This window comes from Chryseobacterium edaphi (assembly GCF_025628985.1).
Taxonomy (GTDB): domain Bacteria; phylum Bacteroidota; class Bacteroidia; order Flavobacteriales; family Weeksellaceae; genus Chryseobacterium; species Chryseobacterium edaphi.
In genome coordinates, this window is record NZ_JAOTEM010000004.1 from 128,406 (window position 1) to 140,427 (window position 12,022).

At 32.1% G+C, this 12,022-nt stretch carries 14 protein-coding genes and 3 tRNA genes; 7 read left to right on the forward strand and 10 right to left on the reverse strand.

Features of this window, described 5'->3' with window-relative positions:
* Positions 1 to 214: 214 nt before the first annotated feature.
* From gwsS to NZ698_RS15005, 4 genes are all read right to left on the reverse strand, one after another.
* Positions 215 to 1,318, reverse strand: coding sequence for a grasp-with-spasm system SPASM domain peptide maturase (gene gwsS, locus NZ698_RS14990; RefSeq protein ID WP_263004016.1), 1,104 nt, complete (start codon positions 1,316 to 1,318; stop codon positions 215 to 217).
* Between the two features lie 175 nt (positions 1,319 to 1,493).
* A complete protein-coding gene (gwsG, locus tag NZ698_RS14995; RefSeq protein WP_263004017.1) occupies positions 1,494 to 2,411 on the reverse strand; it encodes a grasp-with-spasm system ATP-grasp peptide maturase in 918 nt (305 codons plus the stop codon).
* Positions 2,412 to 2,660: a hypothetical protein gene (locus tag NZ698_RS15000; RefSeq protein ID WP_263004018.1), complete on the reverse strand. Its 249-nt coding sequence runs from the start codon at positions 2,658 to 2,660 to the stop codon at positions 2,412 to 2,414.
* A 53-nt stretch (positions 2,661 to 2,713) separates the two neighbouring features.
* Positions 2,714 to 3,562: a GLPGLI family protein gene (locus NZ698_RS15005; RefSeq protein WP_263004019.1), complete on the reverse strand. Its 849-nt coding sequence runs from the start codon at positions 3,560 to 3,562 to the stop codon at positions 2,714 to 2,716.
* Here NZ698_RS15005 and NZ698_RS15010 point away from each other — a divergent pair, their 5' ends adjacent.
* Positions 3,563 to 4,096 (forward strand): TlpA family protein disulfide reductase, encoded by a 534-nt coding sequence (locus NZ698_RS15010; RefSeq protein WP_263004020.1) that lies wholly within the window; start codon positions 3,563 to 3,565, stop codon positions 4,094 to 4,096.
* Between the two features lie 94 nt (positions 4,097 to 4,190).
* On the opposite strand, the gene NZ698_RS15015 is transcribed toward NZ698_RS15010, so the two are convergent.
* On the reverse strand, positions 4,191 to 4,538 hold the full coding sequence (locus tag NZ698_RS15015) for a hypothetical protein (protein ID WP_263004021.1): 348 nt from the start codon (positions 4,536 to 4,538) through the stop codon (positions 4,191 to 4,193).
* Positions 4,539 to 4,687: 149 nt separating this feature from the next.
* Between NZ698_RS15015 and NZ698_RS15020 the strand changes: the two genes are divergently transcribed.
* The 6 genes from NZ698_RS15020 to NZ698_RS15045 all read left to right on the forward strand — a co-directional run bounded on the left by NZ698_RS15020 (position 4,688) and on the right by NZ698_RS15045 (position 9,359).
* Positions 4,688 to 4,831: a CBS domain-containing protein gene (locus NZ698_RS15020; protein WP_263004022.1), complete on the forward strand. Its 144-nt coding sequence runs from the start codon at positions 4,688 to 4,690 to the stop codon at positions 4,829 to 4,831.
* A 141-nt stretch (positions 4,832 to 4,972) separates the two neighbouring features.
* Positions 4,973 to 5,881 carry a universal stress protein gene (locus tag NZ698_RS15025; protein WP_263004023.1) on the forward strand — a complete coding sequence of 303 codons (909 nt, stop codon included), beginning with the start codon at positions 4,973 to 4,975 and terminating at the stop codon, positions 5,879 to 5,881.
* 9 nt (positions 5,882 to 5,890) lie between these two features.
* Positions 5,891 to 6,337 carry a GNAT family N-acetyltransferase gene (locus NZ698_RS15030; protein ID WP_263004024.1) on the forward strand — a complete coding sequence of 149 codons (447 nt, stop codon included), beginning with the start codon at positions 5,891 to 5,893 and terminating at the stop codon, positions 6,335 to 6,337.
* A 1-nt stretch (position 6,338) separates the two neighbouring features.
* Complete coding sequence (locus NZ698_RS15035; RefSeq protein ID WP_263004025.1) at positions 6,339 to 7,454, forward strand: alanine racemase; 1,116 nt, start codon at positions 6,339 to 6,341, stop codon at positions 7,452 to 7,454.
* Positions 7,455 to 7,536: 82 nt separating this feature from the next.
* Positions 7,537 to 8,424, forward strand: coding sequence for a helix-turn-helix domain-containing protein (locus NZ698_RS15040; RefSeq protein WP_263004026.1), 888 nt, complete (start codon positions 7,537 to 7,539; stop codon positions 8,422 to 8,424).
* Between the two features lie 491 nt (positions 8,425 to 8,915).
* Positions 8,916 to 9,359: a JAB domain-containing protein gene (locus NZ698_RS15045; RefSeq protein WP_263004027.1), complete on the forward strand. Its 444-nt coding sequence runs from the start codon at positions 8,916 to 8,918 to the stop codon at positions 9,357 to 9,359.
* Between the two features lie 90 nt (positions 9,360 to 9,449).
* Here the strand turns inward: NZ698_RS15045 and NZ698_RS15050 are convergent, their stop codons facing one another.
* The 5 genes from NZ698_RS15050 to trxA all read right to left on the reverse strand — a co-directional run bounded on the left by NZ698_RS15050 (position 9,450) and on the right by trxA (position 11,970).
* Positions 9,450 to 10,700: a site-specific integrase gene (locus tag NZ698_RS15050; protein ID WP_263004028.1), complete on the reverse strand. Its 1,251-nt coding sequence runs from the start codon at positions 10,698 to 10,700 to the stop codon at positions 9,450 to 9,452.
* Between the two features lie 529 nt (positions 10,701 to 11,229).
* Positions 11,230 to 11,303 (reverse strand) — tRNA-Asp (locus NZ698_RS15055).
* A 33-nt stretch (positions 11,304 to 11,336) separates the two neighbouring features.
* Positions 11,337 to 11,410: transfer RNA gene (locus NZ698_RS15060), tRNA-Asp, on the reverse strand.
* Between the two features lie 37 nt (positions 11,411 to 11,447).
* Positions 11,448 to 11,521 (reverse strand) — tRNA-Asp (locus NZ698_RS15065).
* Between the two features lie 131 nt (positions 11,522 to 11,652).
* Positions 11,653 to 11,970 carry a thioredoxin gene (gene trxA, locus NZ698_RS15070; protein ID WP_047445614.1) on the reverse strand — a complete coding sequence of 106 codons (318 nt, stop codon included), beginning with the start codon at positions 11,968 to 11,970 and terminating at the stop codon, positions 11,653 to 11,655.
* Positions 11,971 to 12,022 lie beyond the last annotated feature (52 nt).

Below are 12,022 nucleotides of genomic sequence, written 5' to 3' on the forward strand. Positions count from 1 at the left end.
ACATCTTATAATATTTGGGGAAAAGTTCTATGGAATTTTATACTGTATTTTGGTGATTCAATTTACTGATCAGATAGAAATCAATACATTAAATTGAAGACATACCATTTAAAATGATAAATATTGTTTGCTAATTATTCCAAAACATCGAAACCGCAATCTTGCAATCCGGCTGAAAATGGAAATGGATTTTTTTTTGTCAATTAATCGTGATTTAATTTCTCTTAACTAGTTCTTGCATCCCGTAATACTTTATCGCTTTCTTCTTTAGAGGATTCGTACTCCATTCTTCCCATTCTCCTGTATAAGGATCATACCCACATTTTAAAGGCTTTGAAACATCTAATCCCTCTCTATTTTCATTAGTTCTTTCCGTATAAGCTCTGCAGTCGGTACATATATATCGGAATTCGCAGTCTTTGCAGACTTCAATCTTATCTTTGCCTAATTTCCAATATTTTTTGAAGTCTTTATGTTGAAGAGCGGCATCTAGTGTTATGTTATTTATATTACCAAAGCTTTGCGGCATTGAGGGACAATTTCGAATATTTCCATATTTGTCGACTGCTATTTTTTTATGAAGGCATGAGTTATAGTTTTTCGCCTCCAAATATTTTGACATATCCGTAAATAGATATTTTTTTTCAACTTTGCCACAGTATTTAAAGCTTGTAATATTTTGTGTAGAAAATTCTCTTTCGAAAAAAATATTTTCATCAAATTTAAAATAATTATCAAAAGGCGCCGAAAAAAAAGATAATTTATAAATTGAGCTATCTATCTTATTGATCTTCTGAAAAAAAGTATCATTGATTTGATCATGCCATTTTGATGTAATTTCTAATGATTTAATCCTATCGATATTAATAACATCAATAATATTTAAAAATTCTTCCTCATGAATTTCTTCATACGAAACTAAACAAATATCAAAACAACCCATTTCCACGATATTAGTGAAAATTTTCTTTAATGTTTTTCTAGTAATGGAGCTTAATTCTACTACAGCATTTGAAATTGTATTGGGCTCTTCAAAGGATGTTGACATTTTTGGAAATAATGAAAACATCTCAGCAGAGCAATAGATACCATAATCTTTAGCAATAAAATACTCTATATTTTTCAGAATTATTTCTTTTTCATCTTCATTGTAGTTTTCAATAACTTTCGTAACAGGAATTTTATTATCCAATTCCAAAATAATTTTCGCAAAATCAACAGGTATAAGTTCTGAGGAATTTCTTTCTAAATCATGGATCACAGCATTTATTTTACCAATTGTTATTAAACAATTCGGAAAAAGCTTAAAAAAATTCATAGTAAACGATGTATATTTTTGTAAAAAGGTTCTATGCTGTAATTTGCATTGTAAAAAAAACTGAACTTAGTTTTTTTTGATGCTGAAGATGAGGAAGTCTGTTCTTCCAAATAAAAAAAAGTTAAAGGATACAACTTTTTTTTCTTACTAATCATTTCATTAAATTCGATTAATTTCATAATAATTTTGCTACTTCTTTTTCTAAATTATAATTACATGTGAATGAAAGATTTGTAAACTGACCTATTGGATTAATTTCTAAAAAATAGAACTGATTATCATCAGCATAAATCCAATCAATTGATCCTGTATCTAAGTTAAGTTTACTCATTACTAATCTCAGTTTTTCTTCAATATCGGTTGGAAGTTGAAATAAAGTATTTCTGTTTGGCTTATCATTATTATATCTTCGATAATCATTCTCAGTCTGACTGTCATTTTGTGAAAAGATAGCCATCGACCATGTTTTGTTTTTTAAAAAAAATGTTCTTATTTCAAATTTCTTTACAATAAGCTCCTGAACCAAGGTAAAACCAAATTTTTCAGGAAATTTTTCCAAATCATCCTTTTTGACTTCATTTGTAAATATCATACCCGAAGAGTCATCAAACTGATACATTGAAATATTGGTTTTCGCTTTTATAATATACCTTTTGCCACTATTATTTATTACCAGATCTGCCAAATCATTTTTATTGTCAACTAAAAATGTTTTTGGAATCCTGAGATCAAAACTGGCAGCAATATTTAAAGCAATTAGTTTATTAATTTTAGATGCTCCGCCAGTGTTTCCTATGGACTTTTTTTGTTGTAATAGGAAACTAAGATAATCCTGATTAATTTTATTTTCATCTTTTATGATTTCACTATCTTCTGTATTGATAAAGGGAGTACCTTTTCGAAACCAGAAAGAAGAAATGTGGTCTATATCTAAAAACGAATCATTTGTTATTTTAAGATAATTTTTCTGAGATTTAAAAGCCACATCGGTAAAAGAGTCATTAATACGGATATGTTTTTTCGCATAAAAACACAACCAATCTATCACTAGATTGGTTGTGAAATCATTTTTCAATGATAGAATTAAAACCATTTACGGATTAATTGGAATATTTAAAAATACTTCTGAATAATGATGACCGTCTTCAGTGAAGCCTTCTACACAGATCATTTGATTGCTATCTGTGAAGTAAGAGATTTCACTGTCTCCTCCATTTGCTCCTGTGCAATAAGATTCTCTTCTTTGAGATCCACCTGCAGCTTTACCCCCGCTAACGTTTACCATCGCATCTCTTTCCAGACACAAATCGTTTTCTTTTTGAAAGTCCTGAATTGTTTTCATAAAAATTAATAAATTATTGGTTGTCCTACTCTTTAAAGGATTTTCGGTATCTCCTATTTATTTTTAAAATCGTTGATCAGTTTATTGTTATTTCTTTTGAGAACATCCTGTCTGGATTTTCGTTGCATTAACATATATTCCTGTTCACTAATACTGTTTCCTAATGAATCAAAATATTCGGATGGAGTACTTGTTGAACGATTACTTACCATATTAAGATATTTTTCCTCCTGATCAACAAGCATTTTACTAAACTGCTCCATTGTGATGCTCTTTGATCTTTCTGTACTTTTTAGTAATGCACTCTTTGAATGGTCATTCTCTAAGGTTCTAATCCCAACTAATTTGAATATTTGACTCTTATTTTTATCTTCTGCAATAAAAACAAGCCCGGGCAAATCCTGAAATATAAAAGGTCCATTGTTAATTGGTACTTCATTGCTAAACCAAACATTCCAATGTCTGTCATTGATCACCGCATAAGCTTTTTGTAAATTATAACCGTTGTATTTGATTTTTTCAGGTAAAATTTTCCATTTACTGTTTTTCGGCAAATCAATTTTATAATAGTCGGTGTCATTTTTATAATATAAACTTGAAACAGCATTATTATTTCTGACCAGAAGTTCTTTATATGAATTTGAGCTGTAATATTCCCTTATTAGTGTTAAAAGTTTGTAATTTTCAATATTTTTTTGTTGCTTTAATGAGTCAACATAATTAAATTTGGAGTTGTAAAAGTATGATTCTTTACCGTGCAAATCTAAGTACAGAATCTCACTTTTTTTCTGATCAAGTTTCGTTGAATCATTTGTATAGCTGTATTCATACACTATACGTTTGCTTTGAGAGTTTATTAATAAAAAATTAAAAACAAATAATAATCTTACAACTATTTTCATATGCTAAAATTAAAAAAAAAATCAACATTGCGTGAAAAAAAATTATTTTTTTTATTTTTTTTTCTATTTCTGGCATCTTCACTCTTCTCACAAGAAGCTGTTTACGTATTTCCCGATGTTAAAGATAAAATAGGCAAACACTTTCCCATAGAATATTTTAAAGATTCCAACGGCGAAAATTATAGTAGTAATTTTCTTGAAGGCAAAAACAGTATAATCAATTTTTGGTTTACCAATTGTGAACCTTGCCATCTGGAGATTCCATATTTACAAAAATTGCAACAAGACCTCGGAGATAAAGTCAATTTTATTGGTATAACATTCGACAATAAAGAGAAAGTTAAAAATTTTACGGAAAAAAAGAAGCTTAACTTTTTACAAATCACTGAATCATTGGAAGGAATGAAGAAATATGGAATAAATCGGTATCCTATGTCTTTTATTATTGATAAAAAAGGAAACGTGAAAATGATTTTCGGTATAGTGAATGACAGTAGAATTGACGATATCCAAAATTTATTGCTCAGTGAATGATGAAGATAATTTAAAAGTTAAATTTTATTTTCAGTTGGATTTTTTTTTATTTTAAATTAAAAACTTATTTCAAATTTTTCAGTAGTCTAAAGATTTACATCAAATCGAAATTTTTCTTTATCGCATAGCAGATTCGGGGCTCGTCAGTTATCTCATCACGTTGGAATTGTACAACGTCAAAATTATATTTCCATCGAAAAGTATGTTTTTCGGTATTGTAAACAAATTCGTCTTTCCTTTTCTTCAAATCATTGATATGCTCTGATCCAAAAAAATTCATTATCCGGTCAAATAGATTTTCCAGTTCAATGTCAAATATAAAAGAATATTGTTTTGAATGGGGTCTGTAAAATTCTATACAAACTGCATTATCCTCTGCTGAATCCACAAAATCAACGTGAGTAAAGAAATCAAAATAAAAATGCTTAGTCTGTAAATCCAAATATCATACTCTATTGCCTGTGTTTGATCTTTTTTTATTGTTTCAATTAAAAATGCTGACTTTACAAGTCTGTATGCTTCATTGATAAAAGTTTCTGTCCTATCCGTGACATGAAGTTTATTTTAAGTTGACTTATTCATTTAACTGATATGCCGTTAACCATCATTCAGATATTTGATGATACGGGCACATGGCATCTTCCGGTTGTCGATGATGAAAATAGATTTATCGGTTATATTTCAAAATCTCCAATAGTGACCACTTACAGACAGCTTTTGAAAGACTATTCATAATGATTGATAAATCCTTTGTTATCCAGTTTCAAATCAAAAAAAAGATAAAACATACCATAACAGCGTTCATTCTTAACATGAATTGAAAACTGTACTCTTTAATTTTGTAATCTCAATTTTGAATTACATTCACAAACGAAAATGCAAAATTTAATCAGTACTATCTTGGTAGCGGTCGATTTTACAGAGAAATCACGTAATGCAGTCGAAATGGCTGTTCAAATCGCTGCACGCCATCAGGCAAAAATTATATTACTTCACAATATCACCAATCATGCAATCATTGACAGAACAGGAAAGCACATTATCGGTGCCGAAACGATTAATGAAAACTATCAAAAGATACAATGGGCGTTAAAAGAACTTGAAATTTCTTTAAAGTCTCAATATCCAGTGTTGGAAATACAATCAGTCATCAAAAATGATCGTCTAGTACATGGGATTAACGAGGTTGTTGATTTTGAGTCAGTAGATCTCGTGATCTGCGGAAGCTCCGGAAACCAAAATATTGCACAACTGATTTTAGGATCATTATCTTATCAGATCTTAACTGAAGCAAACTGCCCTGTATTACTGGTGCCTGAAGAATGCAAAAAATACACATTCGAAAAAATACTCGTTCCCATTCGTGTGCTAGAAGATTTAAGCGATAAAGTGGATCTTTCGATTGCCATCGCTAAAAGGAACAAAGGCGTGATAAGTTTGCTGGGAATCAGTACCGATGAGGATCTGATAAAAATCAAAGAAGCTTATGAACGAGCCAGAACTACGATTGCCATAAAGTCGCAGGAATATCAGTCACAATTTTTACTGACCCGAGATAAGGCAACACAAATTTCAAAGTTTTCAGAAGACGACGATGCTGATATCATTATTCTTAATTATAAGGATGAAGACAACTGGAAATCATTTTTCTCTGAAAATTTTTTAAAACAGATTATTAATTACACGGATGTGCCTTTGTTTTTTCTAAAAAACAAAAAGGAAAAGAGCAAAAACTATTCAGAAGACAACGTAGGTTTTGACATTACCCTGCCACATCCGGGATAACTTTACTTTATGATTACACTACAAAAATATTCAGATGATAACAGAACCAATGCCTACCAAAAAAAGGAAATCATTCAGTTTCTTTTTGAACATCTTGAACAATACGGTGATCCGGAAGCAGATATCTCAGACGCTGTCAGCTATGCGCTAGGATTAGAAAACAAACCGGGAGGACTGATTATTACTGCCAGAGACGAAAGCAAAAATCAATTGGTTGGCGCAGTCGTCGTCAATAAAACCGGCATGAGTGGCTATATTCCTGAAAATATACTTGTTTATATTGCTACTGATAAAAATGTGCGGGGTCATGGAATTGGGAAAAATCTCATGCAACACGCTATTAATTCTTCACAGGGAGACATCGCACTCCATTGTGAACCGGAAAATCCGGCAATACATTTATATAAGAAACTGGGATTCTCCAGTAAATATCTTGAAATGCGACTAAAAAAATAAAATGTCATACATTACCTTAAATACCAATAAACTACGTCACAATTATCATTACCTCAATCAACTTTTCGAAGAAAACCATATCATATGGGCAGTAGTAGCGAAACTGCTTTGTGGAAATGAAAAGTTTCTGAAATGCCTTTTGGAAATATCTGATAAAGAAGTCTGCGATTCCCGTCTAACCAATCTAAGGCACATCAAACAACTGTCTCCAACGACAAAGACGATCTATATAAAACCACCTGCTAAACGGTTAGCACGAAGCATTGTACAATATGCAGATGTGAGTTTTAATACTGAAATAGACACCATCAAAGCTCTTTCTAATGAAGCCATTGAACAAAATAAAATTCATAAAATTGTGATTATGGTGGAAATGGGTGAACTGAGAGAAGGGATTATGGTCAAAAATCTATCACAGTTCTATGGTGAAGCGATTAGAATACCCAACATAGAAATCGTAGGTATCGGAACCAATCTCAACTGTCTCAACGGAATACTTCCTGATGAAAAAAAACTCATTAAACTTCATCGGTTCAAAGAGATTATTGAAGAAATCCATCAAACAAAAATTCCCTTTATTTCAGCAGGATCGTCGGTGACGATTCCTTTACTATTTAAAAACAAAATACCGGAAGGAATCAATCATTTCAGAGTCGGCGAAACCTTATTTTTTGGAACCGATGTGTATAATGATTCAATCATAAATGGGATGCATCAGGATGTATTTCAAATGACTGCAGAAATCATTGAGATTGTAGAAAAGCCTATGATTCCTGCAGGAGATGCAGGAACGAATCTTACGGGTGAAACTCCCATTCACGATAATATAAATAAAGGTAAAACTTCTGTAAGAGCTATCCTCGATGTCGGAATTTTAGATATTGACCCAAAGCATTTACAACCTATTTCTTCAGGAATTGAAATCATTGGAGCCAGTTCTGATATGATGATTTTGGACCTTGCAGATAACAGCAAAGATTATCACGTGGGAGATACGATTGATTTCAGTATGAATTACATGGCTGTTTTACGTGCGATGAATTCTGAATATGTGGATAAGGTAATTGATAACAAGATAAATCCAAAGCACTTTAAAATTTTAGAACACAGTAATTAACATTGATATAATTATATCGAAAAATACCACATCAAAATTGTGGTATTTTTTATGTTTATATTTGGGTATTAAAAAAAAAATCTTGAATCATACAATTCGGTCTTTCACCTTAAGCAAACTAAAAAATCATTCTGTTTTACGAAATGAGTTTGTGATGATGCCGTTTGATGAATTTGCTGAAAAAATACAGTCTGATTCAAGCTCTCATTTTAAAAATAAATTCTATTCCGTTCTACTTTTAAAAGATGCGGAAGGATTAATCGTTATCGATGATCAGGAATTCGATGTAAAACCTGGAAAGTTTTTTTTCATTAATTACAATCAGGTTTACCATTTCAAAGACGTTCAATGCAAAGAAGGAAATATAATGATGTTTACCAAGTCTTTTTACAATTATGTTTACACTGGAAATAAATTGATTAAAAGTGACACCGCTTTGAATGATGTCTCGCCATACATAACGTTATCGGATGAAAATTTAGCAGACCTGGCTCAAACCTGTGATGAACTTCAAAATGAATACTTTAAAAGTAAATTATTACGAAAAGAAATCATCTGTCTCCTGCTCAAAGTTTTTGTATTAAAATATATTCGAAACTCAGACAAAAAAAATCGCATTAACAGGTCGGTTGATCATAAAAAACAAATTGTAGACGAGTTTAGCAATTTGGTAAATCTACATTATAAAGATTTAAAAACGAAGTCAAAATATGCAGAAAAAATGAATCTTACCGCAAATTATCTCAATGCCCTGATAAAAGAACATCTGGATATTTCTGCAGGTCAATTGATTAAAAACAGAGTCATCCTTGAAGCTGAGCGATTATTACTGCACACTACCCTTTCCGTGACACAGATTTCTTATGAGCTCGGATTTGGTGATAATTCTCACTTCGGAAAATACTTTAAGTCTGCAATGAAATATTCTCCCAATCAGTATCGTTTGTTGAAAACTAAAAGTAAATTTTAAAATCATTCTTATTCGTTAAAGCTCGGATCGGTATTGAGCATCAATTGACTGAGAAATATCTAATGATCAATCATGAAACAAGAATTTTTTCTTATTATGCTTATTGATTTTCTGTAGCAAATATATTCCGTTGCCCCTGCTGAAAAAAATCTTTTTGGGTATCCGGAATCAGAGATTCCAAACCCTCCACAAATAGATTTCAAGCTTCCATCAATGCTCTCTCCTATTGTTTTCAAGAAATTGATTACAGTTTTCCTTGTGCCTGCCTGAATAATGATCCGCATAGAAAAGTCAGAAACCTAACAAGATGCAAATGCAGTTCATTGAAATTTTGATCCTTATTAACCACATGAAGTATTAATCAGCTCATCTGATTTTCATTTGGTTTAGTAAAATAGAAAAAGGTCAAAATTTCCTTCAATCTGCAATCTACAGGTTTTTAATTATAAGTGCGGGAAAAACAAGTCTCCGCCGTACTCGGAGCAAAACAAATGAAATTCAATATTGTGAACGAAATTAAATTGAGTTATTCAAGAAAAGGAAATTGTGAAAGATTGATTACTTCGACTGCAGATGTTGTAAGTATCTTCAGAGAGCATTTTGATGCTGACGAAATGGATTACAGAGAATCATTCTTTGCGTTGTATCTTAATCAGGCAAATAAAGTATTGGGTATAAAAAAGATATCTGAGTGCGGAATATCTTCAACTCTAGTAGATGTTAGAATAGTTATGCAGGCGGCACTTCTTTGTAATGCTTCCGGGATTATTGTTACTCATAATCACCCGTCCGGAAATATAAAGCCTTCATCAGCTGATACGAAAATTACGGAACAGATTAAAGATGCCGCAAAAATTCTAAGTATGACACTTTTAGATCATTTTATTTTGACCTCAGATGCACATTTTTCATTTGCTGATCAGGGAATGATATAAAGCAGTTGAAATCCGAAAATTTCGGGTTTCTTCGTGCTTAACCTTTTGTGCTTAATCACGAAGAAACAGAAATTATAATTGGAAGATTTTTTAAGAAATACCTCTCAAGGATTTTTCTTTTTTATTGAGTAAATCGCCTAATGAGTCCATCTCATCACTGACTTTTCTGTCCATAATCTTTGCATAAATCTGCGTTGTTTTTATACTCTTGTGTCCCAACATTTTACTTACACTTTCTATAGATACTCCATTTGAAAGAGTTACTGTTGTAGCAAAAGTGTGTCTTGCAATGTGAAAGGTTAATTCTTTTGTTATTCCACAAAGGTCAGCTACCTCTTTCAGATAAGAATTCATTTTTTGATTTGCTGGGATTGGGAGCAACTTTTTTGCTCTATACCCACCCATTGGATAATCTTTATATTTTAAAAGAATTTTTTCTGCCTTATCTAACAAAGGTATATGAGAAGAAATTTTCGTTTTCTGACGGGCAGTAAAGATCCATTTTCGTCCGTCTATTCCTACTCCGATGTGATCAGCAGTAAGATTACGAACATCGATGAATGATAGCCCTGTATAGCAGCTAAAAACAAACATATCACGCACGATCTCGATCCTTTCAATATTAAATTCCTTAAGTTCAATTTTTCTCAACTCAGCTTCATCTAAAAATTTTCTGTTAACTTCTGTGTATTTCGATTTATATCCAATCAGAGGATCTCGGTTAAGCCATTCATTGGCAAGACAAATTCGAATGACCTTGCTTAGGTTTTTTATATACTTAACTGCTGAATTATTGCTGCACGGGTTTTCATCTTTGGTTCTCAGGTAATGTTCGAAATTATTGATGAACTCAAGATTGACTTTGGAAATATCAATGTCAGATAAATTATACTTGAATCGAAGGAAATTTTTTAAATGTCTACAACAGCTTTTATAACGAACTAAAGTTCCTTTTGCATATTCATTGCCTATTAACTGTTCCATCTTAAGGTTATGATCACTAAAGATTAACAGAAGCAGTTTTTTACTGTCTTCTATTCCAGTTAGCTTATTTCTGATCTCTTCAACAGATATAATCTCTCCCGATTGGATCAGATCTTTTTGAATGGCGTAAATTCTTGATCTTAAAATATCGAGATAGGTATTAATTTCCCGAACATCCGCTGATCTTCCTTTCACTTTGCCGGATTCAGTACACCATTTTTCAGGTTCTATGAATCTGCCTGTTGTAATTTCAAGCCTCTTGCCATCAACGGTCACACGTAAGTGAATAGGAACTAGTCCTTTTGATGAAATTTTTGATCTTTTCACTGTGAAAAGAATGGATAAATGCGTACTCATAGTAAGATAATTATAGATTAAAATAAATTTTTACGATTTTTTTTATCTACAATTTATTACAGCAATAAAAATCCTTCATTAAAAGGCACTCCAGTTCTTTTAATGACCTCAATTTTCTTCATTCGAGACCAATTTTTTGTCAATTCGAGACCAATTTTGGCATTGGTCCCTCGATTTTTAAGAAATAAAAAAGAATAATCACAGCTCTATGATAAATAAAACTTAAAAATCAAAAATTAATAGGTAAAAAAGCATCAATTTAATACTCAATTCGAGACCAATTTTTAGTTGATTCGAGACCAATTTCGACATTGGTCCCTCGAAATTTTTCAATTTTAGAAATATGCTCACCTTTCTGGGAAGTAAAACTTCTAAATATCGAGGGACCAATTTTGATTTTTAAAAAATTGGTCTCGAATTATCCCCTCCTAAATTGCTTTATATTACCTTTTAACGAAATGATGAAAAATAAAAAACCCCTTAAAACATTCGTTTTAAGGGGTTTTGATGAAATTTGAATAAACTCCTGCGATCCGGACGGGACTCGAACCCGCGACCTCCGCCGTGACAGGGCGGCATTCTAACCAGCTGAACTACCGGATCAATTTTTTTAAAGTAAATTGAGAAAACTTTCTGCGATCCGGACGGGACTCGAACCCGCGACCTCCGCCGTGACAGGGCGGCATTCTAACCAGCTGAACTACCGGATCAATTTTGTTTTAAAAGTAAATTGAATAAAAACTTTTGCGATCCGGACGGGACTCGAACCCGCGACCTCCGCCGTGACAGGGCGGCATTCTAACCAGCTGAACTACCGGATCTCTTACTTTAACTCAGATATTATCTTCTGTTATTGTGGTTGCAAAAATACAACTTTAATGCGAATCTGCAAGTATTTTAATGAAAAAAATGCTTCCCGATACGGAAAGCATTCATTATCAAAGTGATTTTTTTATAAGTGTGCACTTAATTTCTCAGCGATGATCTCTTTTGGAGTTACACCAACTAATTTATCAACTACTTCACCATTCTTAAAAATAAGAACTGTAGGGATATTTCTGATACCATACTGCATAGAAATTTCCTGATTATTATCTACATCTACTTTTCCTACTACAGCTTTCCCTTCAAAATCTGCTGCTACTTCTTCGATGATTGGTCCCAAAGTTCTACAAGGTCCGCACCATACTGCCCAAAAGTCTACCAATACTGGTTTATCAGATTTTAAAACTGTTTCCTGGAACGAGCTGTCCGTAATTTCTAAAGCCATTTTTTTATTTTTAATTATTAATATTCTATTTAATTTCTTAGATCAAAATTAG

Excerpts from the sequence above, each read along its gene's own strand:
- gwsS (WP_263004016.1), bottom strand. The coding sequence starts at position 1,318 with ATGAATTTTTTTAAGCTTTTTCCGAATTGTTTAATAACAATTGGTAAA.
- gwsG (WP_263004017.1), bottom strand. The coding sequence starts at position 2,411 with ATGGTTTTAATTCTATCATTGAAAAATGATTTCACAACCAATCTAGTG.
- NZ698_RS15000 (WP_263004018.1), bottom strand. The coding sequence starts at position 2,660 with ATGAAAACAATTCAGGACTTTCAAAAAGAAAACGATTTGTGTCTGGAA.
- NZ698_RS15005 (WP_263004019.1), bottom strand. The coding sequence starts at position 3,562 with ATGAAAATAGTTGTAAGATTATTATTTGTTTTTAATTTTTTATTAATA.
- NZ698_RS15010 (WP_263004020.1), top strand. The coding sequence starts at position 3,563 with ATGCTAAAATTAAAAAAAAAATCAACATTGCGTGAAAAAAAATTATTT.
- NZ698_RS15020 (WP_263004022.1), top strand. The coding sequence starts at position 4,688 with ATGCCGTTAACCATCATTCAGATATTTGATGATACGGGCACATGGCAT.
- NZ698_RS15025 (WP_263004023.1), top strand. The coding sequence starts at position 4,973 with ATGCAAAATTTAATCAGTACTATCTTGGTAGCGGTCGATTTTACAGAG.
- NZ698_RS15030 (WP_263004024.1), top strand. The coding sequence starts at position 5,891 with ATGATTACACTACAAAAATATTCAGATGATAACAGAACCAATGCCTAC.
- NZ698_RS15035 (WP_263004025.1), top strand. The coding sequence starts at position 6,339 with ATGTCATACATTACCTTAAATACCAATAAACTACGTCACAATTATCAT.
- NZ698_RS15045 (WP_263004027.1), top strand. The coding sequence starts at position 8,916 with ATGAAATTCAATATTGTGAACGAAATTAAATTGAGTTATTCAAGAAAA.
- NZ698_RS15050 (WP_263004028.1), bottom strand. The coding sequence starts at position 10,700 with ATGAGTACGCATTTATCCATTCTTTTCACAGTGAAAAGATCAAAAATT.
- trxA (WP_047445614.1), bottom strand. The coding sequence starts at position 11,970 with ATGGCTTTAGAAATTACGGACAGCTCGTTCCAGGAAACAGTTTTAAAA.